Raw genomic sequence first — 26459 nt, 5'->3', positions numbered from 1 at the left:
TTTAAGACAAAGGGGATAGCTAATGTCGCAAAGAGAGACAGGCCATGTTAAATGGTTTAATGAAAAAAAGGGATTTGGATTTATTATTAATCAGCAGGGCGATGATATTTTTGTACATTACAAAGACATTCAAGGTGTAGGTTTTAAAACCCTCCATGAAAACGATCCTGTAACTTTTGTGCTTGATAAAGGACCAAAAGGCCTTAAAGCTCAAGAGGTTGTTTTAGCTACCGAAGCAAGCGAATAAAGATAAGACATCCAAGCCAGATAATTTAGTCTGGCTTGATCCTCAAAAATTAATCCATTAGTACTTCATTAACTTCTTTTCAATATAAAATAGCACTATATTTTTTGAACAACAGGGGCTATAGAGCAACTGAATAAGCTAATTGCCAATACATTCCTGGCATATGCTGTTGATGCGTTCTTGCTTCAGCTTAATTAAAACCCGGTAGTATAACTCGGTAATGTATCGGTAGAAGACTCTGTAGCTGTCTCTGAATCAATTTGATCCCTATGCAGATCCTCTCTTGGAGGCATTAACCGATGAACCGACAACATCCTGGATGGTTTTACTGCGCCTTGTGTTTGTTGTTCTGTATGAGGTAATCGGGATTCTGAATCAGAAATTTCATGGCTCATTTCTTCAGATGAATATAATTGAAGAGGGGGCAATGATAAATCAAAATCAGCGCGGCTTTGAGGTACATAATCAGGATCAGGAGCATCGTCATAAGGTGTATTTGAAGTTGAACTCGAGGCATAACTAAAGCCTGGTCTTGGATCTGAACTGCTACTCGTCATAGACGCAGATCGTGGGGAGGAGGAACTGGTACCATAAGTGTCGGCCAATAAATTTTTACTGGAAAAGAATGATGATCCAAATCGAGCTAATCGACTTTTTTTAGGAGTAAAATATTCTGGAGGCTTATAGGGCAGCATACCAGGCTCATAGTAAGCAGAAACTTTAATTGTCGATGTATTAAAATGGTAGCGTTTTGCTTCTTCGTAGCTTGAGATAGACTTTCGAGAAAGGGTTGCAGTCAGAAAATAATCTTTAGCATTCATCTGTTCTATAGTTACTGCGGCCATTATTTTGACCGTATGCTTGTAGTCCGCATCAGCTTCGGCTCGGGTTCCTTTTAGAGGAGCATAGTCTGTCATAATGGGATCAATTGGATTATTGTCCTTATCGTAAGGCCCAATATATTTTTTTAAATGCAAAGTGACATTATGGGGAATGAGTTCCGGATATTTTAGGAAATAGTTATGTAAGTTATCTAAAATATCCTCTCGATCATCAATGAAATTGAATTGAAGATCGTCACGTGGGTGGTCTTTTGCTATTTTGTGAATCTGGGCATAAAGCACTGTTAATTTGCTCTCATCATGCATCCAGTTTGGATGGTGCTCAGCTTTCTTTAATTTTCCTGGAATATAATCTCTTTTGTTTTTATCTATGCATCTAAGTGCCATTTTAAACGAAGTACCATCAGCCAGGTCGTTATAGACATCACTCAGTAGCAACTCATCGAGAATGGCAGGGGCTTCGTGAGTGTTCAATTCCCTGGTAATCAATTTTACTGCAGGAAAACAGGAGCCTCGTTTGTCAGCTAGAGCGTTGTTATAGTCATCCATTAACCCCTGTCGGTTTGAACCTACCAGAATAATTTTGGGATTTGGTGATGATTTGAGTGCATCAAGCAAGCCTTTATTGGCCAGAATAATGTTTTTATCCTCGCTGGATAAATAAAAAAGATTCGCCAGGCATCCATCAAAATCGAAGGAATATATCTCATAAATCAAAATTGCAACTCCAAAACGGTACTAAAAGGTATGTATGAATACATATTCATGGTTTTGTTGTACATTCAACCACATTGTTTAATGTTTTTAAAGCATGTTTTAATTTATATTTTGGGATGCAATGCGACTACTAATGCATCAAATTGCTGTTTTGTGTCAAAATCAAACATATTGCAACATCTATCTTGTATTTGATCCTGTTTCTTTCACAGGATGAGCTCAAGGTCTATTCTAAGTAGCCTGTATTAGACAAAGTCGTAATACTGGGAGATTTCTCTATCTTACGGTAATGGAATAACCTCATGCCGGGTTGATTATAACGGAGATGTAATTGTGTAGTTCACCGATGAAATTAGACGGTGCTAAATCGCTAATTGACTAAAGAATAATTTTACTGCCAGAACAATCAAAATGGCCCCGGTTACTCGTTCAATCCAGTGGCTGATGCTCTGAAATTTGGCTCTTGTCTTCTTTCCTGAAAGGCTAAATGCTACGAATGAAAACCAGACTAATGTCTCTAAAAAGAGTACGATGGCTAGAACTATTTTATTGGGGTCTGAAATGTCTCTGGGCATAAGTACGGAAAATAGACTGATAAAAAATAACATCGCTTTAGGATTAAAAAGATTGGTTATAAAACCTACTGAAAAAGCCTGCCAAGGGTTCAGATCCTCTATGTTGTCATATCCATCGATTCTATCTCCGGTTGCTTTGGCTCTCAAATTTTTATAACCAATGTAAAAGAGATATGACGCACCAATGTATTGGATAACTTGCATCAAAACAGGAATTTCTGTAATTAACAGACCTAGGCCAAGCAAGGTATAACTAATATGGATTAAACTTCCTAACGCAATACCCAGGGCTGTGAGTAAACCACTGCGTCTTGAATAGACTAGGCTGTTTTTTACGGTAATTGCAAAGTCCGGTCCGGGGCTTATTAAGGAGATAAAAACCAGTGCGATAAGAGGCATAAGGGTTGTTAATTGATTTAGATGCTCCATAGAGACTCCATACAGATTATTAAATAGTTTAGTCGGAATGTATTGAACACTGTTCAAATGACCCACTCTGTTGTTCAAGAGCCATTAATTTATAAAATTAATAAAAATATGAAACTATAATATTAAAAAAGCATGTGTTATGCAATATATATATCTGTGCATGACAAAAAAACTGTCTTAGCCGCGCAGGCGTGCTAGTGTGCGGGGAAAATGAGCTTCTTACGATCAAATCCCCTCTCTACCGCGCGTAGCGTGGGGGAGAGGGTTTAGGGGGGTAAAATACTTGCGTGCAAAAGCGCGCTCATTTTCCCCGGACCCTAATGCGCTCGGGCGGGCAAGGCAGGTTTTTTTGTCATGTACAGAGAATATATATAATCATTTAATGTGTTTTTATGCTGTCCGATTTATATTTTTTAAGTAAAATAAATATGAATTGAAACCATTTTTATAATGTAACGAGGATTCTGCTGATGAATGATTCAATTGATACATTAAGACATCACTCCAGAAAATTGATTCGCGAGTTAGGGATGCTGCAATTAAACAAGATCGATGCCAAAGAACAACCTTCATATTGGCATGCTTTGATAGAGATTAATAAAGAACCCAATGTTACCAGTGCCAAATTGAGTCAATTACTGTTAATTTCGATGCCTACATTATCTCGAATTGTTACATCCTTAATTAAAGAGGGTTTGGTTTCTGCGACGGAAGGGATAGATAAGCGAGAACGTTTTCTCAGAATCACCGATAAGGGCAAAGAAAAAATTCATTATATTGACGAGTATTCTAACAGCAAAATCAAGCGGGCATTTCATTTTTTGACACAGGAAGATAAAGAGCAGGTTATTAGTGCCATTGGCAAATACGCTTTAGCTCTTGAACAAAGCCGTATTGCACGAGATCAGGTTAAACTATTAAGACTTTCAACTTCAAGAACCTTGAGAAAACAAATAATGACCATGATTGAGCGAATTCAGGTTGATGAATTTAATATCCCTGTAACCGCTGATATCAACATATCAATTCTTAAGGCGGAAGATAACTACTATTTTAATAATTCCTGTAATTTTTGGTATGCCGTTGATGCTCAAGGCACAATTATTGGGAGTATCGGGTTAAAGAAAATAAATAATGAACAGGGAGAACTGAAAAAATTTTTTCTAACTCCTGAATATCGAGGGTTGGGTATTGCGTCTTTATTACTAAGGACGCTGATTAAGAATTCATTAAAGCATGGTTTTAAAGAATTGTTTCTTGGCACAGTAGAGCAGTTGCAAGCGGCACAAAAGTTTTATGAGCGTCACGGATTTCAAGCAATCCAAAAGGAAAGCTTACCCGGTCAATTTGTTGTATGCCCTGTAGACACTCTGTTTTACCGGGGTGAAACCAAAAAAATAGCGCAATTGCTTGATGAATTGGTCTAAGTGATTCACGAGGCCGATAGGTGGTGCTTGAAACCAATTATTTGTACATGTTTTTTCAATGCAAGGCAGTATATCAATAATTCGTTTTTTTATTTACAGCAATCAGATGAAGGTACGCTTTCAAAAGCGGTATGTGTCTTTGTTACGTTAAATTTGAGAGAGAATTTAATCAGTTAATTGATATTTTTCATTTACTTTCTACCGGGACCCCAATATCCTTGCTGATATTCATTTATTACAGTATTGATGGGGATATGGTGAGTTCAGGGTATATTAACCTTTTAAAGCAGAGAAAATTTCTACCGATCTTTCTTACTCAGTTTTTCGGTGCCTTTAATGATAATGCTTATAAATTGGCAATGTTAACGATGATTAGCTACCATCTAAGCCATGTTCAATCTCAATCTGAATATTATCAAGCGTTGGCTGGTGCATTGTATATCTCTCCATTCTTTATTTTTTCAGCCCTATCCGGGCAATTAGCTGATAAATTTGATAAAGCACTGTTAGCACGTTTGGTAAAAGTATTCGAAGTTATTTTGATGCTACTAGGCAGTTTCGCCTTGTACAGAGGAAATATCTTTTTGATGATGTTTACCCTGACTGGCTTGGGAATTCACTCGTCATTTTTTGGACCGATAAAATACGCGATCTTGCCAGATCTCCTGCCAAAACAGGATTTACTGCGTGCTACGGGTTTAATCGAGGCCAGTACTTTTGTAGCCATCTTGTTAGGAACAACCCTGGGAACATTAGCAATTGGTTCAGATCGGGCAACACCTTCCTTTGCGATGCTCATGACGCTTGGCGCGGCATTTTCCGGACTAATTTCCAGTCTGTTTATTCCAAGTGCACCATCATCTCTCCAGACCTTGCATGTGGATTTCCATATCTGGCGCTCCACCTTAATGATGCTAAAACAAGCCAAAAAGGATAAAAAGATTTTATTATCCACATTAACGATTTCCTGGTTCTGGTTAATTGGCGCAGTATTGTTGACCAAGTTACCTGATTATTCTCATTATGTGTTAGGAGCAAATACTAACGTGTTTGCTGTGTTTTTAGCGATTTTTTCTATTGGCATCGCTTTAGGTTCATTAATGATTAATCGGATACTGCAAGGGACTATTTCCCTGTCCATAGTCCCAATTGCTATGTTGGCACTAACCTGTTTTACTTTTGATCTTTATTGGGCGTCACCTTCAGAGAATCAAATGACGGAACAGTTGACACCACTGCTGGTCTTTTTTACTTATCTGAACCATTGGCGAATCGCTTTTGATTTATTTATGCTGGCATTCTGTGCCGGTTTATTTGTTGTGCCATTATATACTTATTTACAGGTTGCCAGTCACCCTGAAGCACGCGCACGAACAATTGCAGCCAATAATATATATAATGCATTATTCATGGTGTTTGGTACTATTTTAGTTATGCTCTTATTGCATTTTAATGTGGCAATACCTCAAGTGTTTCTCTTACTTGCTGTGATGAACAGTATTGCAGCATTAGGGCTATGGGTCTGTTTGAGACAGCAGAACAAAAGCGATATTGGGTTGATTTAACCATGTAATCAGATTGAAAAACCGGTCAGCAGGATGTAATTTCATTTATTAAAATACAACCTGTTGACCACAAATGCTCTAATGATCAGTATTAATCCAATCTTTTGCTGGAAGGAAGTCGGTATACAAGATACTTTCCTTGCTGCCTTCCTCTGGATGCCAATTGTAATTCCAATGTACTTCTGGTGGGAGTGACATCAATATGGATTCGGTTCTGCCGCCAGATTGTAAACCAAATAAGGTACCTCGATCATAGACTAAATTAAACTCGACATATCGTCCACGTCTGTAATTTTGAAATGCTTTTTCTTCAGATCCATAAGGATGATCTTTTCGACGCGAAACTATTGGGGCGTACGCTGGAATAAAATGGTTTCCTATACTTTGCATTAATGCAAAACTGTGTTCAAAACTGATTTTATTGTAATCATCGAAAAATAATCCGCCGATCCCGCGTGCTTCGTTTCGATGTTTGATAAAGAAATATTCATCACACCATTTTTTAAACTCAGGATAGATTGACGAGCCAAAGGGTTGGCAGGCTTCATATGCTTTTTGATGCCAGTGTTTGCAATCTTCGACAAAACCGTAGTAGGGGGTCAGATCAAATCCACCACCAAACCACCACACGGGTTCCGCTCCGTCTTTTTCAGCAATAAAAAATCGTACATTTGCATGTGACGTAGGAACATAGGGATTTTCAGGATGAATGACCAGTGACACTCCTAATGCACTGAAATGCCTACCTGCCAGTTCGGGGCGGTGTGCAGTAGCTGAACCAGGTAATTGTTCTCCCGAAACATGGGAAAAATTGACTCCAGCCTTGGCAAATACTCCACCATTGGACAGTACTCGTGTGATCCCGCCTCCACCACCTGGGCGTTCCCAGGACTCTTCTTTAAATTGAGCTGAACCGTCAAGTTCCTCAAGAGACGAGCAAATTGAATTTTGCAACTGCAGCAGATAAGATTTAATAAGTTGGATGGCGTTTGGAGGAATTGTCTTACAGTCTGACATATAGAGTACTCCAGACAAGTTAAATTGCTTTATTTTCTCACTCTTTCTGTATTGGCACAATGTTTGCTTTATTAATATCAATAATAAAAAGGAGTGAATATGCCTCTTAATCTTGATTCTTACTTTGGGATTCATGCCAAAGCGCTTCTTGTCCGAGACCAGCGAGCATCCCAATTAGCGAATAACCTGGCCAACGTGAATACTCCAAATTATAAGGCCAGAGATATGGACTTTAATGAGGTTCTCGCTGCTTCCATGGCAGGAAGTTCTCAGCAATTACAAACTACTTCAGCGAATCATATCAGCAGCAATGCGGATATTTCTGCTCAAATGAAGTATCGCATCACAAATCATAAATCGATGGACGGGAACACGGTCGATAAAGACATTGAAACCGCAGAATTTACGAAGAATGCGCTCAATTATCAAGCAAGTCTTAGTTTTCTTGACGGTAAAATTAAATCCATGATCGTTGCGTTAAAAGGAGAATAATCATGTCATTAAATGCTATTTTTGACATTGCCGGATCAGCTATGACGGCAGAAACTGCTCGATTGACTACAAGCGCTGGAAATATGAGTAATGCGAACGTCGAGGCCAGTAGTCCTGACGAAGTGTATCAAGCCAAATATCCAGTTTTTCAGGCTGTTCAGGAGAAAGCAAATCAATGGATGGGAGATAATATCAGGGCGGGTGTGCAATTGAAGGGCATTTATGAGAGTAATGCGGAGCCTTCAAGACGCTATAATCCTAACAGTCCTCTGGCTGATGAGAATGGGTTTGTTTATACCCCAAATATCAATTACGTAGAGGAAATGGCTAATGTGATTTCTGCGTCCAGATCGTATCAAATGAACATAGAATTACTCAATACTACCAAGCAACTAATGCAAAGAACACTGCAGTTGGGTGAATAAGGTGAATAAGGGGAACAGGATGACTAATTCAGTAAATGGAGCTAACTCAGCAAGCACTTTAGGACTGAGTCAGGCGGATTCTTCTGCCAGAACAAGTTTAGGGCAGCAGGATTTTTTAAGGCTTATGGTTGCTCAAGTACAAAATCAGGATCCCATGCAGCCACAACCTAATGGTGAATTCCTATCACAGTTGGCACAGTTTAGTACTAATGACGGTATCACCCGTATGCAAGATTCATTACAGCAAATGGCTACTTCTTTACAATCCAATCAGGCCCTTCAAGCTTCTGCGCTGGTCGGACGTAAAGTTTTGGTTCACAGCGACGGTCTGAGCCTGGGAACTGATGGCGATGCCAAGGCAGCCATTGACATGCCCGCAGGACTTGCCAATCCAACGGCATCTGTTTATTCAGCATCTGGCGAACTTATTAAAACTTTTTCTTTGGGGCAACCTACGCCTGGTTTTTTTCAATTTAACTGGGATGGAACCGATCAAAATAATCAACGCGTAGCTGCTGGAAATTATAAAATTAAAGTCAATGGAACTTATGGTGGACAGGAAGTTGCTCTAAAAACCATGACTTCAGCAAATGTCGACAGCGTTAGCTTGGGTCAAAACGGAGAAGGTTTAAAACTCAATGTTGCTGGAATCGGTTCAATATCTTTAGACCAGGTAAGGCAAATAACCGTATAAATGATCTGCAATCTCTGCATGTATCTGGGTGAGTGCTAAAAATTATAAGCAGGAGGCTATTATGGTTTTTAATACAGCATTAAGTGGAATACAGGCATCGACCAAAGACCTGGATGTCATAGGCAATAATATCGCTAACTCAGCAACAGTAGGATTTAAGGGATCGCGCGCGGAGTTTGCTGACATCTACACCTATAGTGCCTATGGAACAGGTAGTACATCCGTTGGAAGCGGGGTTAAATTGTCTCGAGTGCATCAATCATTTGCAACCGGAACGTTAAGCCCTACGAATAATACATTGGATCTTGCCGTTAATGGATCAGGATTTTTTATTTTGAGTGACCAGGGGGCAAAAGTATACACCCGCGCAGGCCAGTTTAAACTGGATAATGAAAATCACATTGTTAATGCAAACAATCAACGCTTGACTGGATTGCTTGCAGATAAAAGTGGTGTCATTACTGGAGCTTCAGGAGACTTGCAAATCAATACTGCCAATATCAGTCCCAAGGCGAGTGGTATGGTCAATGCAGGAGTTAATCTATATTCTCAGAGTACAGCGCCTGGGGTAGATTGGACCGGTGGTGCAACGCCGGCTACTGATACTTATAATAACGTCAGTTCATCAACTATATACGACAGTCTTGGAAATTCTCATGTGTTAAGCATGTATTTTATTCGAGCAGATTCCGCTGCTGTTGCAGGAGATCCCAATGCCGCGTCACCTCCTGGAACGTTGAATCAATGGTATGTTGCCTTTCAAATCGATAATCAAAACGTACCGGCTAACGTTGGACCCAATAATACGGATAATTTATTCCGGGCAAACTTTAATGCTGATGGGTCTTTTGCAGGGGTAACTGATACAGCAGACGCTGCATTGCCTAATAATTATATTCCCTTATCACTTAATTTAAACAATGGCTCGAATCCATTGAGTTTAAATATTGACTTATCTGACAGCACACAATTCGGTAGTCCTTTTGCTGTTCAGTCAACCCAAAATGACGGATACACAACAGGCAGCCTTGCGGGTTTGGACATTGATGACTCTGGAGTGATTCTGGGACGCTATACTAATGGTCGTACTCTGACTATGGGGCAAGTGCAGCTGGCCAACTTTTCTGATCCAGAAAGCTTGCAAAATTTAGGAAATACGAGTTGGGCTGAGACCTTTTCATCAGGTCAACCATTAGTGAGTGGCGCAGGAACTGGTGGATTGGGATTGATTAATTCAGGCCGTCTGGAAGAGTCTAATGTGGATTTAACCAGTGAGTTGGTCAAATTGATTGGCGCCCAGCGTAATTTCCAGGCAAATGCACAAACCATACGAACAGGGGATGCCATTACTCAAACCATCATTAATATTAGGTAGGAGATAAGCCATGGAGCCTATTTTGTATAATGCAGTAAATGGTGGGCGTTCTGATTTTAAAAGACAGGAGTTAATCGCCAATAATTTGGCGAATATAAACACCCCAGGTTTTAAAGCAGATCTTTATCAGGCCCAAACCATGTATATGAGTGACGCTAATGGAGTCAACGATAAAAGTGGACAATCGTTTGTTGTTCAGGCACCCAATGGCATAGATTTGACACCTGGTGAAATTATTACAACTGGCCGTGATCTTGATGTTGCTATAGATGGTGACGGATGGATGGCAGTGAAAGACGGTCAGGGAAATGAAGCTTATACCCGTGGAGGAAGCCTACGATTGGATGTTAACAGACAATTAATTACAGCCTCGGGGAAAGTAGTTCTGGGGGATGGCGGTCCAATTTCCATCCCACCTGCAAAGTCTATAGAAATTGGTAATGATGGGACCATAACGATCATTCCATTAGAAGGGGATGTCAAAAGCCTTGCTATATTGGACAGAATTAAACTGGTTAAACTGGATAGAACCAATATTGTTAAAAACGATGAAGGACTAATGCAGCTTAAGGAAGGGGGTATAGCCAAAGCTGACTCGACTGTAAGAGTGATTAATGGTGCAATTGAGGGATCGAATGTTAAGGCGATTGATCAAATGGTGGGTATGATCAGTGCCGGCCGTGAATTCGATGCTCAAATGAAAATACTTTCAACAGTCGATGATAATGGACAAAAATTGGCACAACTATTGCAAGACTAGTCTTAAAATAATAAGAATAATTGCGGGAGACAGTCATGGAACCAGCACTATGGGTCAGTAAATCTGGCTTGGAAGCCCAGGATAAAAATATTGCTACCATCGCGAATAACCTTGCAAACGTTAATACCACAGGATTTAAAAAGGGTAGAGCCTTATTCGAAGACTTAATTTATCAAAACCTGCGTCAGGCGGGAGCTCAATCAACGCAGAATTCTCAAATCCCGACTGGTATCAATATGGGAACTGGTGTTCACCTGGTTGCCACAGAAAAAATGTTTGCTCAGGGTGGGCTGCAAAATACTCAAAATCCTCTCGATGTTGCGATTGAAGGTCAAGGATTTTTAACTGTTCTGATGCCGGATGGTACTCAAGCTTATACACGAGATGGAAGTTTAAAGACAGACAATACAGGACAGATTGTTAACAGTAATGGATACCCAATTCAACCTGCCATTACCGTTCCTGCTCAAACAATAGGCATTACAATTGGAACAGATGGAACGGTAAGTGCCACTGTTGCTGGGAATAACACCCCGTCAGTTATTGGAACCATCCAGTTAACTAACTTTATTAATAACGCAGGTCTTCAACCTATAGGACAAAATTTATTTACTGAAACAGCTGCCAGTGGAACCCCTCAAACCGATAACCCGGGTAACTCCGGATTAGGAACTTTGCTTCAAGGTTCTCTTGAGGCATCTAACGTGAATGTGGTTGAAGAGTTGGTCAATATGATTCAGGCCCAACGAAGTTATGAAATTACCGCAAAGAGCATACAGACTGTCGACAGTATGTTGCAGTATTTAACGCAAACTCTATAAGCGGATTAGTGTCATGAAAACTCTAAACTTAGCTGTGACTTGTTTTTCGGTGCTTCTGTTGAGCGGGTGTGAAGCAATTAATCCACCGGCTCCGGGAACAAATCCTGAGTACGCTCCAACATATCCGACAGGCCCGGATCCCAAAGAACTGCGTAAAGCGAATGGAGCAATCTACAGTAGTGAAACTGCTTTACCCCTTTTTGAAACACCAAGAGCAAGGCATCCTGGTGATATATTGACTATTTTCCTGGTTGAACGAACTGATGCTCAAAAAAATGCATCGACCAGACAAAAGAAAAATGATGAAGAACAAGTAGTTAATAATGTGTTTATGGGAAGACCCATTTCATTGGGCAGTGGATACAGTATGGACTTTGATCTGAGTAACCAACGGAAATTTACAGGAGAGGGGCAGTCTATTCAAAACAATCGTTTGGCTGGTAGTATTTCGGTTACGGTCGCCAAAGTCCTGGCTAATGGAAATATGGTAGTACAAGGTGAAAAATGGGTTAAAATTAACCAAGGTAATGAATACGTGCAACTTTCTGGTATAGTTCGTCCTCAAGATATCAAAGCGGACAATTCGATTACTTCAGATAGAGTAGCGAATGCCCGGATATCTTATGGGGGAACTGGACAAGTTAATAATGCGAATGCCCAGGGTTGGTTTGCTCGATTCCTATGGAGTCCGTTATTCCCAACTTAATTTTTAGAGGCAATTAACAAGGAACTGTAATGCGGCGACTGCTGGTTATTACATGGTTTATAGCAATGAATTTGATCATGAGTTCAGCTTTTGCCGAACGGATCAAAGACATTGCCACTTTGTCTGGAGTCCGAACCAACCAGTTGGTTGGCTATGGATTGGTTGTGGGTTTAAATGGTACTGGTGATAAAACAGGAACTAAATATACCGAAGACACGTTCGCCAATATGTTAACACAGTTGGGTATTAATGTTCCTCCTGGCATCAGACTTAATTCTAAAAACATTGCTGCGGTGATGGTTACGGCCAGTCTTTCTACGTTTATGAAAAAGGGGCAAACACTGGATGTGAATATCTCATCCATAGGTGATTCTAAAAGTCTGCTTGGGGGAACATTATTACTTACCCCATTAAAAGGAGCGGATGGACGTGTATATGCTATGTCACAGGGTAACGTTATCGTTTCTGGGGTAAGCGCCGCGGGTTCTGATGGCTCCAGTGTCACCGTAAACGTTCCCAGCGGAGGACGAATTCCGAATGGTGCTACCGTTGAAGCAGACATTCCTAATCCTTTTTATTTCTCAAAAACCTTAACCTATAATTTGCATGCCCCTGATTTTACTACTGCAAAACGAATGAGTGACGCCATCAATGAAATGATGGGGCCAGGAACTGCAAGGCCTCTTGATGCTACTTCGGTTACAGTAACTGCCCCGAAAAAACTATCACAACGGGTAGACTATGTTTCTGTTTTGGAGAATATAGAGTTCACTCCGGGAGAACCCGTTGCGAAAATTATTATTAACTCAAGGACCGGTACGGTTGTTATTTCCAGTAACGTGATTGTTAAATCGGCGGCTGTATCTCATGGAAATCTCGTGGTCAGTATCACCGAGACCCCAGTTATAAGCCAGCCCAATGCCTTTGCTGGGGGAAGAACGGTTTCAACACAACAATCTCAGGTCAATATACAGCAAAAGAGTAATCGTGCCTTCGTTCTTCCTAAAGGAACGACATTGAAGGATATTGTTCGAGGAATCAATGCTGTAGGAGCAACCCCGGCGGACGTTATCGCCATTCTTGAAGCCTTACAGCAAGCTGGCGCATTGAATGCAACATTAATCGTAATTTAAAGATGTATAGAACAGGTGATGGAAATGAAAATAGATCGAATAGCTGTCAGTGATTTTCAAAGTTTAAATGAATTGAAAGTCCAGGCTAATCAGGATGAAAAAAAGGCATTACCTGAAGTTGCCAGGCAATTTGAGGGCATATTTTTGCAATCCATGCTGAAAAGTATGCGTATGGGACAACATTTTCTTGATGAGTCCAGTCCTTTTAGCGGCAAGAATGAAGCTACCTTTCAGGAGATGCTGGATGGGCAATATGCTAAAAATATAGCAGATTCAGGGGGAGTAGGTTTAGCCGCCATGCTGTCCAGACAATTAGAAGGTACGGTTGGCAGAAATCAAGCCGATACCATGAAAACAGGAAGTACTGATTCGTTACGTCCACTGAGCGGAGTGTTAGATTCTAAAGTACAGAAGGGCACAGAAACCCCCGTCATTGATGACTTTGTTAAATCGATTTGGCCAATGGCCAAGCAGGCAGCCTCGTTAATGGGACTGGATCCTAAAGTGTTGATCGCTCAAGCTGCTCTTGAAACTGGTTGGGGAAAATTTGTTGCAAAGGATGCAGACGGCTCCAGCAGTAATAATTTATTTAATGTAAAAACCGGATCGAGTAAAGGTTTTGAATCGGTTAAAATTAAAACAACGGAGTATATTGCCGATACACCTATTAATATGAGTGCGTCGTTTCGCAAATATCCTTCTGTTGAACAGAGTTTTAATGATTATGTTTCATTAATAAAAGGCAGTGAGCGATACCAGAATGCACTGGCAAATGCAGGAGATCCAGAGGCCTATGTCCAGGAGCTTCATAAGGCCGGATATGCAACGGATCCAAATTATGGAAGTAAAATATTGTCTATTTATCATGGCGACGAATTGAATCAGGCAATACAGCGATGTGGATTCGCAGATCAGGTGTAACGCTTGGAACAATTGTATGCATAAGTCTAGGGAGTGAACGAAGATGTCCATACTGAATATTGCTTATACTGGCTTAAGTGCATTCCAACGTGCATTCCAGGTCGCTGGAAATAATATAACCAATGCGACTACTAAGGGTTATACTCGACAGACTATTCAATTTACTCCTGGGCCTTCCCAACGATTTGCTGGTTCATACATCGGTAGCGGGGTGTTTGTTGCGTCAATCGACCGAAATGTTGATCAATTTACTAATTCGCAGGTCAGAACTACCTTAAGCCTTAAATCGCAATTTGACACATTCTATAATCAAGCTATTCAAATAGATAAATTATTGTCTCAGGATGGGACGAGCATTTCTACGTCCTTACAGTCGTTTTTTGATGCTTTAGGCCAACTAAACAGCGCTCCTGACAGTATTTCCTCAAGAAGTGTGGCAATAAAACAAAGCCAATTATTAGTGCAACAGTTTAATTCCATGCAAAACAAACTGGATGAATATCAACAGAATTCAACAGCTCAAATTTCAGGTGCAGTTCGGCAAATCAATCAACTGACGAGAGACATAGCCGCTATCAATAAACAGTTGATGAGCACCCCTGATACACCAGAGTTACTTGATAGAAGGGATGAATTACTTAAAGAACTGTCTCAATACACAAATTTGTCTATTTTTGATCAAGGTGATGGCACAATCAGTGTGGGAATTGCAACTGGTGATATGTTGGTTTCAGGGACAGAACAAAGGGATTTGGTTGTCGGAGCGGGGAATTCAACTGTTTCGGGAACAAAGGTTTATTTGGATAATGGAACCGGTCAAATTGATATTACTTCCAGATTAACTTCAGGTATGCTTGGCGGATTAATGGATTATGAGAGTGAAGTGGTTGGCCAAGCCAGTCAAATGATTGGACAAATGGCTATAGGATTGGCTCAAACGTTTAATGCTCAACATAAATTGGGCATGGATTTGAATAATCTAATCGGTAAAGATTTTTTTACCGATTACAATAGTTCTGCACAACAAAAAAACAGGGTTGTCGCTCCAGCTACAAATACGGGCACGGGAATCTTATCAGTAGCCATATCGGATATTTCACAAACAAAACTGAGTGATTACGATTTGGTTGTCACCGATGCCTTTACGAATGAGGTACGAGTAACTCGTAAATCCGATGGAAGTTCAACGCTCTTAAACTGGACAAATACACCCCCTGCTCCACCAGCAGGTCAACTGGTTTTTGAGGGCATGACGATTACAGTTGATGATACGACAAACCTTGCTGATAACGATCGCTTTACGTTAATTCCTACCCGTGGAGCTGGGCGAGATTTGTCATTACAAATTAATGATCCACGTGAAATTGCCATGGCTTCAACCGTTAGTACCCAAGCTTCACTGAATAATACAGGACAGGGACAAATTGCTTTGGGAACGATATACAATACTACGGCAGTTAATAAACAGTACCGAATTGAATTTATATCGGACACACAATACAACCTGGTCAATGTAACAGACAGTATCACAACAGGCCCTGTTGCTTTTGTACCGAATACTAATAATACGATTCAGATACCTGATAGTGTGACTCCATCCTATTCTGTGGTGGTATCGGGTATTCCTAAATCAGGCGATCAATTTACTGCTGATTATAATTCAGGCGCAGTGGGTGATAACCGCAACGGTTTAAGTTTATCGAGTATCCAGCAGGACAAATTTTTATCCAATGGGACTGAAAGTCTTTTTGACCGATATGCCAATTTATTGGCAGAAGTTGGCGGACAAACCAAACAAGCTCAACTAAGTTCAGAATCGGCCGATGTATTACATAAACAAGCGCTGGATTTTTGGCAAAGCAAAAGCGGCGTGAATCAGGATGAGGAAGGAGTGAATCTCCTTAAATTTAAACAGGCCTATGAAGCAGCTGGGAAGCTTTTGGAAATATCCAATCAAATGATGAGCATGTTGTTCGATATGGTGAGGTGATAAATGAGAATTTCTACCAATCAAATGTATCAAACCGGGTTAAATAATTTATTGGATTTGCAATCAAGAGTCATGAAATTGCAAGGCCAGCAATCCAGTGGCCTAAAAGTTCAATCACCATCTGATGATCCTGTAGCTTCATCTCAAATTGAATTAATGAATCATCGTATAGGCGCTACAGAATTATTGCAAAAAAATAGGCAGTCTGCGGAAAGTGCTCTTAGCTTGGAAGAAGGAATATTAACTGATGCCATTCATTCCTTGAATCGTTTGAGAGAAATTCAAATTCAGGCAGGTAATGATGCACTGTCTGAAGAGGATAGAAAAGCACTATCAGTTGAAACAAAAAACCTTTTGGGTCAGCTCCAGGATTATGCCAATACAAAGGATTCTAATGGTAATTACATGTTCAGTGGAGGAAAGTCGTTTGTCCAGCCCATTTCTATAAACTCCTCAGGACAGTTTGTATACAATGGCGACAGTACTCAGCGATTTCAGGCAGTGACTCATAGCCTGCAAGTAGCCATGAACGACACTGGTGATAATGTGTTTATGCGTATACCCAATGGTAATGGAACGTTTACAGTAAAACAGACTGCTACTCCCAATACGGGCACGGGGGTAGTCAGCACAGGTTCAGTCGTTGATCCGCTTGCTTACGTACCCGATACTTATACCATGAGTTTTGCTCTTAACACTCAAGGTAATTTAGTCGTTATGGTTAGTGGTACTGCAAGCGGGGATGTCATTCCGCCAACAGGGTTACCTGATGATGCTCCTTTATATAAGGAGGGATCTGTAATTTCCTTTAATGGTATGGATATGACGGTAACCGGTACTCCACAGGCTGGTGATGCTTTCGAAATTGCTCCGTCCCAGAATGAATCCATGTTTTCCACCGTTCAACGGATGATAGCGAATTTAAATCAACCCTATAAAACACCGGTTGAAAAAGCAGCGACTAAAACTGAAAACAATCAATTATTGGCTCAGTTAGATGCAGCATTCTCTAATATTTCTGAAATTCAAGCCGACTTGGGTGCTCGTCTTAATCAATTAGACAGTGCTGATAATGCGAATAAAACCTTGCTCGATACCAGTGAAGCGGCTTTAAAATTGCTTCGGGAAATCGATCCTATAGAAGTAGCAACACAATTTAACATTCAAGTCCTGAATTTACAGATTGCACAACAAAGTTTCGTCCGAATTCAAGGATTAACGCTATTTAATTACATTTAATTTATATTCCTCTGAATCTGAGTGTACATTACAGTTTTATTCTCGATTCGAAATGCGCCAACAACAAGTTCGTCATAAAACGCCAAATGGATTCGATCCGCATTTTCTGTCAGGAATTGCATACGATCTTCAATGGCTTGTTCGAGTTCTTTATCTGTGCCGCCAACTTTGTCATGAATGTAACCCCACTCCTGTGTAAACCATTTGGTGACCAATTATAAACAAGGCCCAAATGAATCAGGATTTACCTGATTTAATGTTTTGAAGGTTACCCTTGGTTTTGCTGTACTGAATAAAAAGCATTTTTAACTCGTTAATTAGAATAGTTGATTTATTATACCAATTGTCTGTATAAAATATAATCAGTTGTGCGGCTTTTTTTAAAAAAAAAAGAGCTATTGAGCCGTTTATTGGTACATACAAGCATCAATGACGGGCAAAATAATGATTAAATTAATGTCGTTTTGACTTGTTTTGTTGCATCGGATAAAATTGAGCTCATTGTGCTCACATATTGTATTGCGGAGTTGAACATTAAGAAATTGATACCGAATGAGTTCTATTATACTCAAACCCAGCAAAGTCCGGAGTATACACGAACACCTACTGGAAATTTGTCTGTTATGCGTTTGATTGAATGCCAGGACGCTTATTGGATAAAGCCAATCAAACAGGTTAAAAAACAGAAAAAACTCATTGTCCAGGATTGGACCATTTTATATTGGACTGAGAGAAAAACCCGGATCGTGAAAGAAGCATTCAATGAGCTCCTCGACCAAGGATTTACTTTATATTTTCGGCATAAAGATTCGTTACAAGGAGTAACTCAATCTAATCTTGGTCATTTTTTGGATGAACGACACAATACAAAGCAAAGCTTTACTCATGTAAATAAGATTCTTAATGAATCAAGCATCATTCTGGGGTGTTCTATCGATGAATTGTTTGTACTGGATGAACACTGGATTTCGTGTCTTATTGAGCAGGATGCGGTGCCGTCGATACGTCGTTTAGATATTAATTATTTTCGTCGTCTTCCTTTACACTTGCACGACCCCTTCTTTTCTTTTATCAGGAATACGCAACCTTTGTTACAACAATTGATTGTTTATAACCCTAATGTGCAAAATGACCTGCTAGTTCAGGAGATTCTCAAGAGGTTTCCCGATCTCAGCATTAACATGAAGCCGATACGTATTAGTTTTCATAATCCAGACTATCAACGTTTGGCACCTTCTATCACTTTCTTAGCCTGTGATGATAGAATAAAACCAATAACTGCTCCTCTTCCCGTAATGCCAGAATTAATGGTATTTGCAATAAGGAGAATAGCCAGTAGCGAGAGCATTAGTCATTTAATGGCGGCTGCTCCGAATTTGGAGAACGTTTCAATAGATAATCTAAATCAGGAGGAACTGTTTGAATCCTTTAATAAAAACCTGACTTCAATTGAGATCATAAATTCCAGAATCACTACCCAGCAATATAAACAAATCATTGTTTCTTTTCCAAAGCTAAAAATACTCCAGTTAAGATCATCAGTAATAGAAGGGGGTACTCTTTTTGATGGTTCCACTCCAAAGAATTTGAGCATTAATCTGCTTAGTTTACAGGATGTTACTATGCCCAAGAGCATATTGAATGAGCTTATTCTTTGCTGCCCTGAAATGAAAATCTTTATCTACTTTAATCCTGCAGAGGGGAGCCATGATGAAATCAAGAAATGGAATCTATCAAACCTCAATGAGATACATCTGAGAAATATACGATTTAAAACAGATGAATTAAAACATTTGATTTTAACCAATCCCAACCTCAAGAGCATGTCTCTTAAGTTATTATCATTATCAGGCTGTACGGACGATCTACCTGTTTTAAGCCAACTGGAATTGTTGTATTTGGGATCTTGTGTTCTGAATGAGGATGAATTGAATAACGTGTTTGCTTGCGCTCCTAATATTCAAGATTTAGTGCTTTCTTTAATAACAGATGGTAAACAAAATCTTTTTTTTCAAAATCACTCCAAATTTAAAAACCTCTCCCGATTGCATTCGCTCACGCTCGCCGAAGCAACTTCACGGACAATAGAAAAAAATCTTATTCATCTTGTTCCTTTTCTAAGCCAGTTAAAGACCATTACATTGAAAGAGGATCCTTGCAGCCCTCTGGTATACATTGAGCAAATGAACAGGATGGGGGTTTCTATAAAATTTCTTACCAGTAAAAGGAAAACGTTTCAATCTTCTGAACCAGAACGGACTCTCTATCAACAGTCAATTTCTTTTCATAATTATCGGTCCTATTTAAATCACACTCCAACAGCTAAAGACTATATTTTTCAATACACTAAACCGAACGGTTCATTAAGCCAGTCCATGATCGTTCAACAATTAGCGCAATACCTTACATTAAAACAAAAGGATGTTGTTTTTATTCCTAAAATAATGGATGGAATATGTACGCCCTTAACCCAGTTATTTACTCAGTTACATTTTTCAGAATTTAAACAGCTTGAAGCGAGGATCTTGCAATGGGATGGTACTTTATCCTCGTTGAATCAAGTTTTAATTGAACAATTTGAATTGCTATGGGAGTTGGTAAAAGATCATCTGTCTGGGATCTGTTCTGCCATACCCTTAACGTTTATTGGAGCTAATTTAGAGCAAATAGAGAACCAAAGTGTACCCTCTGTTCCTACCCATGAACTGGATGGTGATAACTGGGTGGACTTTATCCTGGAGCCACTTAGATCAGAAGATGCAGTGAGTCATTCGTTATTCAGCAACAAGAATCTGGAGCGAAAGAAAAAAATAGATTCTTTTAATTCATTTCTTAAATCAGGATGCAGGCTTTTTAATCCCTGGCATGCTATCGCTATAAAACGAATCGATAAAGATCAATGGCAATTTTATGATCCCAATTCAATCGAAGGTGCTCAAACAGTACCCCGTCATAATTTAGCAAAATACATTAAACGGTCATTGGGAACACTGGTGTCGATAGAAACCGTCAATGAACTATTAGTGCCCCAAATTGAAAATTCTGATGCTTTTATCCAAAAAGGTGGACTTCTGAGTTTATGTAAATCATCAAATTATCAAGATATTTTGCAACTGTTAGGCCCCGACCAAGCATACAGCCCTGTAGCTCTTCAGGGAATTTTACTGAGAACTATGAAGGGTGTTCCAGCCTGGTATCAAGGATTATTTTCATCAAGAGCTGCAACATTAACATATCAATTACTGGCACAATTCATCCAAAAGCATCCTGTTGATTACCGGCGATTATTAACCAAGAGTGTGAAGTTATTGACCCCGCAACAAAAAAGCGAATGCATTCAGCTTCTGACAAGTCAATTGCCAATCAACGCGGCCTTAAATGCTCCTATTGATTCTCCCCCTGTACTGGGTTGTCAGGTACGAGGAATTGAACACAGTTTATACGATGTATTGCACGATGTTTTGAGGGGAGCCGGTAATAAACATTATTTTAAGAACGAACTGAAAACATGGTATAGGCCAGTTGTGCAAATGCAGTCAACACAGGATTACTGCGAGTACTTGATTCAAGGAGACAGGATTAAAAATACACTGATTGAATTTGGTTCAACTCAGTCGCTTCATGCGTTTCGGCTTGCCTTGGAACTACTCGTAAAAAACAGGAATTATTCGGTTTATTATGCTCATTCTCCACAGGATTTAATCTGCTCCGCTCCTTTTATTCAACGCAATGGACATCAAGGTACATTACAAAGAGGTCCTGGAGGCGCGTTTTACGACTTTTTGATCAAAAGTCATAACAACAGTCTTCCTTCAATTTTGATTGTGAACTACGACACGTTTTCAGTTGAAGATTTAGTCCGATTTAATGGTCTTTTGGATAAAAAACGATGTGCAGATGGAGTTGCGGTTCCTGAATCAACATTGATTTTTGGTCTTATTAATATCAATAAACCAGATTGTTATCAAGGCTCTGATTTTTATTCACGATTTAACCGAGTTGAAAAAAACCCATTGTCGGAGGACAGCCTGGCTGAATCGATAAATCGAATTCATTTTGTTGAACAGCAAGCATCTGCCCATGTTATTAATTTATTCAATAGTAGTGACTGGAAACAGTTGCTACTGGGATCATGGGTTTTAGAGGGAACTCGTCTGCGCTTTAAAGAGGGTGCATTGGCTCATCTTGAGGGAAATATTATTGAATTGCGCAACGCCCCATGGAATCATGATGAATTTAAACTGTTTTGGCAAGCAGCCTGTTATCCTGGGGCAACTCACTTTCCAGGAAGTAATTTACCCATTCCTGATAATCTTCAGTTGATTGAAAGTAATGGATACGATTTGTCCGGGGTCATGCATCGATGTTCCATTACAAACACCAGTTTATCTTCTCAAGTGAGTGATGATTCTTCAGTTGAACATTCAGACCTTACTATTTTGAACTCATATAATCTCTATAAATATTTCAATCATTATCAGTTCAGTGATGAACACCAGAGTCTGGTTTTAAAGCCGGGTTTGATAGAGACTAATCAGGGTGGAGCGCTGTCTATATATTTAACCCATACAATTTCTGTAGATGAATGGGCTCGATTATTGACTGAATGTGAATGCTATCAAGTCCATTTGTATGTCAGTATTTCTCCAGGAGTTGTTCTTCCTGATGAGTTTCACGTGTCTGTAGAGACGCTTAGTTCAGTAACTACTCCATGGGTTGAGCGTCAAGAAGTGCATACCGAGATTATTGTCAGTAACGACCCTGATTATACTCAGACACTGATATTGAGTTTTCAACCTGATTGGTTGGTACTTGATGTATCTGAATTAACTTCTGTTGATTTATTGGAGAGATTGAGTGGTTCGCTCAACAAGGACACGCTTGAGTTTCAATTCAGTCGTCAGCCCTCTTTTTTGGAAGATACACTAAAAAGCGACAAACGTATTTTGTTAAAAGGAACCTGTTCTCAAGAATTGGAACAACAACTCGCATCATTATTAATGCAGCGCCAATTATTGGAGTCAGCTCCTGGACAATTAATTCTGCTGACTCAAAATGAGAACTCTTTTCAATTTATGCCCAGAACAACTCACAAAGTCAGTGTAGACGATTTAAGAGCCTACTTTGGTTCTCTGCCACATGATGGCATTTCAGATACATTCATCACTTTGCGGGCAAGAAGACGATATCGGCTTGCATTTCCAGAAATGGACAGCAAGCAAGCCTGGGCTGGTATCAATAATTTGGAACCACAGTCTTTAAAATTAAAGGAACTTAATCCCTTAACCTCAGCCAAAGAGGTTATGAGGTATGATGATGAACGTCAACAAAAAATCAGAGCCTTGTTATGCCATTTTCCTTATGTTCTGTTAACAGGATTTTCTGGTGCAGGGAAAACAACATTTGTTCTGAATGAATTGGTTCGAAATGGTGAAAAACTGTATGTTGGCTTTGATCAAATAAAAAACTGGATAAATGATAATGAGACCGATGATTATAGGTATTTGTTTCTTGATGAAGTGAATCTTGAGGGAAGTCAATTGAGCGTGTTTGAGGGCTTGTTTAATGAACCCCCTGCATTGTTAATTGATGGCGAAATCAAGGTGCTTTCTTCCCGACATAAACTGATATGCGCCGCGAATCCTTTGAGCTATGGTGGTGAGCGGAGAGTGCCAGCATTTTTTATGCGTCACGGTAATGCACTGGTTTTTGATCCTCTTCCGACAGCCGTACTCTATGAAAAAATTCTTAAACCTGTTTTTGCAGCTTATCATTATTCAATGCCTCAGATTGAACAATTGAGCAAACAATTTCTTGAGCTGTATCGATTTCTGGTTGAATGCTCCAGCACCGATATACTGATTTCTCCTCGCGAGCTGCAAATGATGGCGTTACTCACGTTTAATTATCTCAGGAATAACCCAGAGGTTGATCCGGAACAAGTTGCTGCACATTATGCTTATACCCTTGGAGAACCATTAGTTCCTGAACAGCATCAAGCAGAGTTTAACGAGAGGTTTAAGCCGATAACACCTTTGATAATTAGGGCATCACATCAACAATATGATGGAGGCTCGCGAAAGGTCAAATTTCAAATAACCCCATCCAGATATCCTGCACATCAACTTTTGACTGATTTGTTGTCTTTGCATGAATTCCGGAAAACTCAAGCGGTAAATGATGAGCAACGCTATGGGGGACTGGGTGGTATAATTTTTGAGGGTGAGCCGGGTCTTGGTAAATCAGAACTGGTTTTTGAAACATTAATTGAGCAAGGATTTAGAGAAGCAGAGGCGGATATAGAATACCAAGAAGGAGAAGCTGTTTTTTTCAAAATACCGGTCAGCATGGACGTTGCAGAAAAGGAATCTTTGCTTCTCAAAGCATTTAATCAAGGTGCGATTGTTGTAATTGATGAAATCAATAGTTCCCCCATGCTGGAACGATTATTAAATTCATTATTGATGGGTAGTGATTTAAATGGGAATCGTCCAACACGTCCTGGTTTTATGCTTATTGGGACACAAAATCCAAATACTATGGCAGGACGAAGGACCCTTGGTAATGCTCTTTCCCGACGAATGATCACGCTGACCTTATCTGATTATCCGGCTGAAGAAATTCAATTTATTCTGGAACAAAAAGGTTATGGCAATCAAACGGCATATGATTTAACTGCGGCATTTAAAAAAAATCAACACTTGGCAGCTGAAAAAGAATTGACCCCTCGTCCAACTTTTAGAGATCTAATGATGTTTGCAAAAAAATTCAAAAAAGCTAATCCAACACTTCAGAATAATAGCAGTGCCAAGCGTTCTTATATTGACAACAGATTGAGCCAGGAATCAGTTAAACGAATAAAGCACGATATACCAGCTAGCGCGCAAGGGACAGAAGCATCTTCCTCCTCATCTTCATCGTCGTCTTCTGCTGTATCTTCCTATGGACTGTTTCAGCCAGCAAATAATTCTTTAAATTGCAAACGACCACGGACAATGGTAGTCGCCTTCAACGAGCCTCGTTCGCTTTAGGTATCTAATGAATTATCATTACATGAGTGGGTTCCTCATGAATAATGTATTAACAGATTATAAAGCAGAAGGTATAATCTGCCTGCCCATAGCCTATCCACAAAGAACATGATGAAGGCGCGTTTAGGAGTGTTCCTGAACCTGGGGCGTTTAGTCTGAAACTGTTTTATCCTAAACAATAACCATTGAAAGAATGCTGGTGATAGGGATGTTGCTTTCTAAAACTTAATATTAAGAATAGGAAGATCCAAAATGCCAAGAACTATCGAGCTTAAGCATCCCCGTCATTATCCACTTCTTCGCCTGGAAAAAAATGAGCATGGTTTATACCCGGTTCCAACCATGCGTTGCGGCATTTTACCCTACATACGCCAAGGGAATGATATTATTTGGGGATGCGTCAAATCAAATCGTGTAGGACCTGTTACTATTACATTACCTGCGGGAACTCAAGACATTCATGCCATCAAAGATGATCGACGTTTTTCTTTGGAGGTGGGGAAACCATTCCCTGATTTGGAGTATGACTTTTTAGAAGAATTTGTTGGAAAACTGTTTAGAGACACAATTTATCAAGACATCATCAATCGCTTAATTGAACACCAATTTGAAGTTTATGCTGAAAATCCTTTGGTCACGGCTCTTCATGAAACACGTGAGGAGCATGGTGTTGATTTGCGCAAGGAAGAGGGGCGAGATCATCATCTATTAAATCGGTTAATACAATTACCCGTCCAAAGTCTCTCAGGAAAACGAGGCGCGAACGCGCAAAGTTTTTGGGTTGCTGCATTAGACTCTCTTGATGGTATTGTTTTAAGTGATACAGTAAAAGTTGAAAATAAAATCAGGCGAAATTTCGGACGTGTATTTTATGAACAAGGCTGTTGGGGTACTTTGTCTGATTTTAAATATCAATTGAAGGAAGCAAGGACCTATTCCTCAGATCCCACAGGTTCTTCTCATCAAACTGATTTAATCAAAGGTGTGTTGGAGGCTTATGAAGAAAATATCGAACTGCTGGAGCGAGTTGAGTTATTAATCAGAGCTGATTTTTTAAAATCAGCATTTCCTCGAGGATTGAATCCCTTTTTCTCAAGTCCTCCAAAAAAACACAAGCAAGATATCCAGGAAGTTCAAACGATTAAATCGGCTTTAAGGACTATCAGCTATGATACCTGGTTTGTCCTTGACCTGGATAATACGGTTATGGAATCAACTCTGGAATTAGGAAGTGATCAATGGTTTACTCACTTGGCTGATTATGCCCTTAAGGCTCTTCCTGAACCACTAGAAGCTATGCGATTAACGCTCTTGATATATTCTGCTGTTCAAGCTCACACTGTCACAAGGGCAGTAGAACCTGGAATGATCCGGATCATTAAGGCGCTTCAAGATATAGGGATACCTGTATTGGCACTGACGGCACGCGACATCACGATAAAACAATCTACGGTTCTTCAACTGGAGGCTATTGGAATTGATTTCTCCAGAAACTGTATTGATGTGAGCGATGACTCTTATGAGCAAGGAATTATTTTTTGTAATGGGAAAAATAAAGGAATAGTTTGGCAAGAATTCATGAAAAAATGTCCAAAAAAACCTGCGCATCTTGTAATGTTAGATGATAAAAAAAGACATTTAGAGCGTATGTCCGATGCAGCAAAGGCACTTGGTGTTAATTTTACAGGGTTGCGGTATGGCTTCCTTGATGAAAAAATCAGTTCCTTTGATATGAAGTTAGCGAATCATCAATTAGCTTATCTAACAAAGGAACTGCCAGAGGAGGTACAGGATGCAATAGTAAGCCTGAAACTGGTGCCTCATCTCCACGAGACTTCATCTTCTGCTTCTCTGTTTTCATCCAGTTTTTTTAATCCAGATGAGCGAGTCGGGTTTTTATCTGAACCTTACGTCAGGCCTGATTCAAGCAGAGCTTATTCTTCGGTTAAATAAATGAAAGGGGCACATGATTACTCCCAAAATGAATCAATGCCTCTTTGAGAGGCTATAACAAGATTTTTTAATCTTATGATCAAATAGTTTAGATTGAACT

At 39.8% G+C, this 26459-nt stretch carries 20 protein-coding genes; 16 read left to right on the top strand and 4 right to left on the bottom strand.

The genetic code is table 11. From position 1 onward, the window contains the following. The first annotated feature begins 22 nt into the window (after window positions 1-22). Window positions 23-247 (top strand): cold-shock protein, encoded by a 225-nt coding sequence (locus ELY21_RS06930; protein WP_028384131.1) that lies wholly within the window; start codon window positions 23-25, stop codon window positions 245-247. Between the two features lie 194 nt (window positions 248-441). On the opposite strand, the gene ELY21_RS06925 is transcribed toward ELY21_RS06930, so the two are convergent. Together ELY21_RS06925 and ELY21_RS06920 are read right to left on the bottom strand one after the other, a co-directional pair. Continuing rightward, window positions 442-1806, bottom strand: coding sequence for a hypothetical protein (locus ELY21_RS06925; protein WP_127108131.1), 1365 nt, complete (start codon window positions 1804-1806; stop codon window positions 442-444). 362 nt (window positions 1807-2168) lie between these two features. Then, on the bottom strand, window positions 2169-2810 hold the full coding sequence (locus tag ELY21_RS06920) for a LysE family translocator (RefSeq protein WP_127108129.1): 642 nt from the start codon (window positions 2808-2810) through the stop codon (window positions 2169-2171). Window positions 2811-3280: 470 nt separating this feature from the next. Between ELY21_RS06920 and ELY21_RS06915 the strand changes: the two genes are divergently transcribed. Then, window positions 3281-4237: a bifunctional helix-turn-helix transcriptional regulator/GNAT family N-acetyltransferase gene (locus tag ELY21_RS06915; protein WP_127108127.1), complete on the top strand. Its 957-nt coding sequence runs from the start codon at window positions 3281-3283 to the stop codon at window positions 4235-4237. A 257-nt stretch (window positions 4238-4494) separates the two neighbouring features. Continuing rightward, on the top strand, window positions 4495-5802 hold the full coding sequence (locus ELY21_RS06910) for an MFS transporter (protein WP_127108246.1): 1308 nt from the start codon (window positions 4495-4497) through the stop codon (window positions 5800-5802). 78 nt (window positions 5803-5880) lie between these two features. Here ELY21_RS06910 and hemF read toward each other — a convergent pair whose 3' ends face one another. Continuing rightward, window positions 5881-6819 (bottom strand): oxygen-dependent coproporphyrinogen oxidase, encoded by a 939-nt coding sequence (gene hemF, locus ELY21_RS06905; protein WP_127108125.1) that lies wholly within the window; start codon window positions 6817-6819, stop codon window positions 5881-5883. 99 nt (window positions 6820-6918) lie between these two features. Here hemF and flgB point away from each other — a divergent pair, with 99 nt between their 5' ends. The 11 genes from flgB to flgL all read left to right on the top strand — a co-directional run bounded on the left by flgB (window position 6919) and on the right by flgL (window position 17375). Beyond that, window positions 6919-7311 (top strand): flagellar basal body rod protein FlgB, encoded by a 393-nt coding sequence (gene flgB / locus ELY21_RS06900; RefSeq protein ID WP_028384125.1) that lies wholly within the window; start codon window positions 6919-6921, stop codon window positions 7309-7311. A gap of 2 nt (window positions 7312-7313) precedes the next feature. Further along, window positions 7314-7736, top strand: a complete 423-nt coding sequence (gene flgC, locus ELY21_RS06895) for a flagellar basal body rod protein FlgC (RefSeq protein WP_127108123.1) — start codon at window positions 7314-7316, stop codon at window positions 7734-7736. A gap of 19 nt (window positions 7737-7755) precedes the next feature. Then, a complete protein-coding gene (locus ELY21_RS06890) occupies window positions 7756-8430 on the top strand; it encodes a flagellar hook assembly protein FlgD (RefSeq protein ID WP_127108121.1) in 675 nt (224 codons plus the stop codon). 61 nt (window positions 8431-8491) lie between these two features. After that, window positions 8492-9805 (top strand): flagellar hook protein FlgE, encoded by a 1314-nt coding sequence (gene flgE / locus ELY21_RS06885; protein ID WP_127108119.1) that lies wholly within the window; start codon window positions 8492-8494, stop codon window positions 9803-9805. 10 nt (window positions 9806-9815) lie between these two features. Continuing rightward, window positions 9816-10565 carry a flagellar basal-body rod protein FlgF gene (gene flgF / locus ELY21_RS06880; protein WP_127108117.1) on the top strand — a complete coding sequence of 250 codons (750 nt, stop codon included), beginning with the start codon at window positions 9816-9818 and terminating at the stop codon, window positions 10563-10565. 35 nt (window positions 10566-10600) lie between these two features. Then, the gene (gene flgG, locus ELY21_RS06875; protein ID WP_028384120.1) at window positions 10601-11386 is read left to right on the top strand and encodes a flagellar basal-body rod protein FlgG; all 786 of its coding nucleotides are present in this window, start codon (window positions 10601-10603) and stop codon (window positions 11384-11386) included. A 13-nt stretch (window positions 11387-11399) separates the two neighbouring features. Further along, the gene (gene flgH / locus ELY21_RS06870) at window positions 11400-12092 is read left to right on the top strand and encodes a flagellar basal body L-ring protein FlgH (protein WP_127108115.1); all 693 of its coding nucleotides are present in this window, start codon (window positions 11400-11402) and stop codon (window positions 12090-12092) included. A 29-nt stretch (window positions 12093-12121) separates the two neighbouring features. Continuing rightward, window positions 12122-13225 (top strand): flagellar basal body P-ring protein FlgI, encoded by a 1104-nt coding sequence (locus tag ELY21_RS06865; protein ID WP_127108113.1) that lies wholly within the window; start codon window positions 12122-12124, stop codon window positions 13223-13225. A gap of 24 nt (window positions 13226-13249) precedes the next feature. Then, entirely contained in the window at window positions 13250-14146 is an 897-nt protein-coding gene (locus ELY21_RS06860) for a glucosaminidase domain-containing protein (RefSeq protein WP_127108111.1), read from the top strand. Between the two features lie 43 nt (window positions 14147-14189). Further along, window positions 14190-16136 carry a flagellar hook-associated protein FlgK gene (flgK, locus tag ELY21_RS06855; RefSeq protein ID WP_127108109.1) on the top strand — a complete coding sequence of 649 codons (1947 nt, stop codon included), beginning with the start codon at window positions 14190-14192 and terminating at the stop codon, window positions 16134-16136. Window positions 16137-16139: 3 nt separating this feature from the next. After that, window positions 16140-17375: a flagellar hook-associated protein FlgL gene (flgL, locus tag ELY21_RS06850; protein WP_127108107.1), complete on the top strand. Its 1236-nt coding sequence runs from the start codon at window positions 16140-16142 to the stop codon at window positions 17373-17375. On the opposite strand, the gene ELY21_RS06845 is transcribed toward flgL, so the two are convergent. Next, complete coding sequence (locus tag ELY21_RS06845) at window positions 17372-17590, bottom strand: hypothetical protein (protein ID WP_127108105.1); 219 nt, start codon at window positions 17588-17590, stop codon at window positions 17372-17374. The two genes, flgL and ELY21_RS06845, sit on opposite strands and share 4 nt — an antisense overlap. Window positions 17591-17878: 288 nt before the next feature. Between ELY21_RS06845 and ELY21_RS06840 the strand changes: the two genes are divergently transcribed. Both ELY21_RS06840 and ELY21_RS06835 read left to right on the top strand, forming a co-directional pair. Continuing rightward, a complete protein-coding gene (locus tag ELY21_RS06840; RefSeq protein ID WP_127108103.1) occupies window positions 17879-24406 on the top strand; it encodes a hypothetical protein in 6528 nt (2175 codons plus the stop codon). 252 nt (window positions 24407-24658) lie between these two features. After that, window positions 24659-26359: a DUF2608 domain-containing protein gene (locus ELY21_RS06835; protein WP_127108101.1), complete on the top strand. Its 1701-nt coding sequence runs from the start codon at window positions 24659-24661 to the stop codon at window positions 26357-26359. Window positions 26360-26459 lie beyond the last annotated feature (100 nt).

It is taken from the genome of Legionella sp. km535 (assembly GCF_003990085.1).
Lineage (GTDB): Bacteria > Pseudomonadota > Gammaproteobacteria > Legionellales > Legionellaceae > Legionella > Legionella moravica.
The sequence above is the reverse complement of the archived record's forward strand: the minus strand, read 5'-3'. Positions and strand labels throughout refer to the sequence as shown.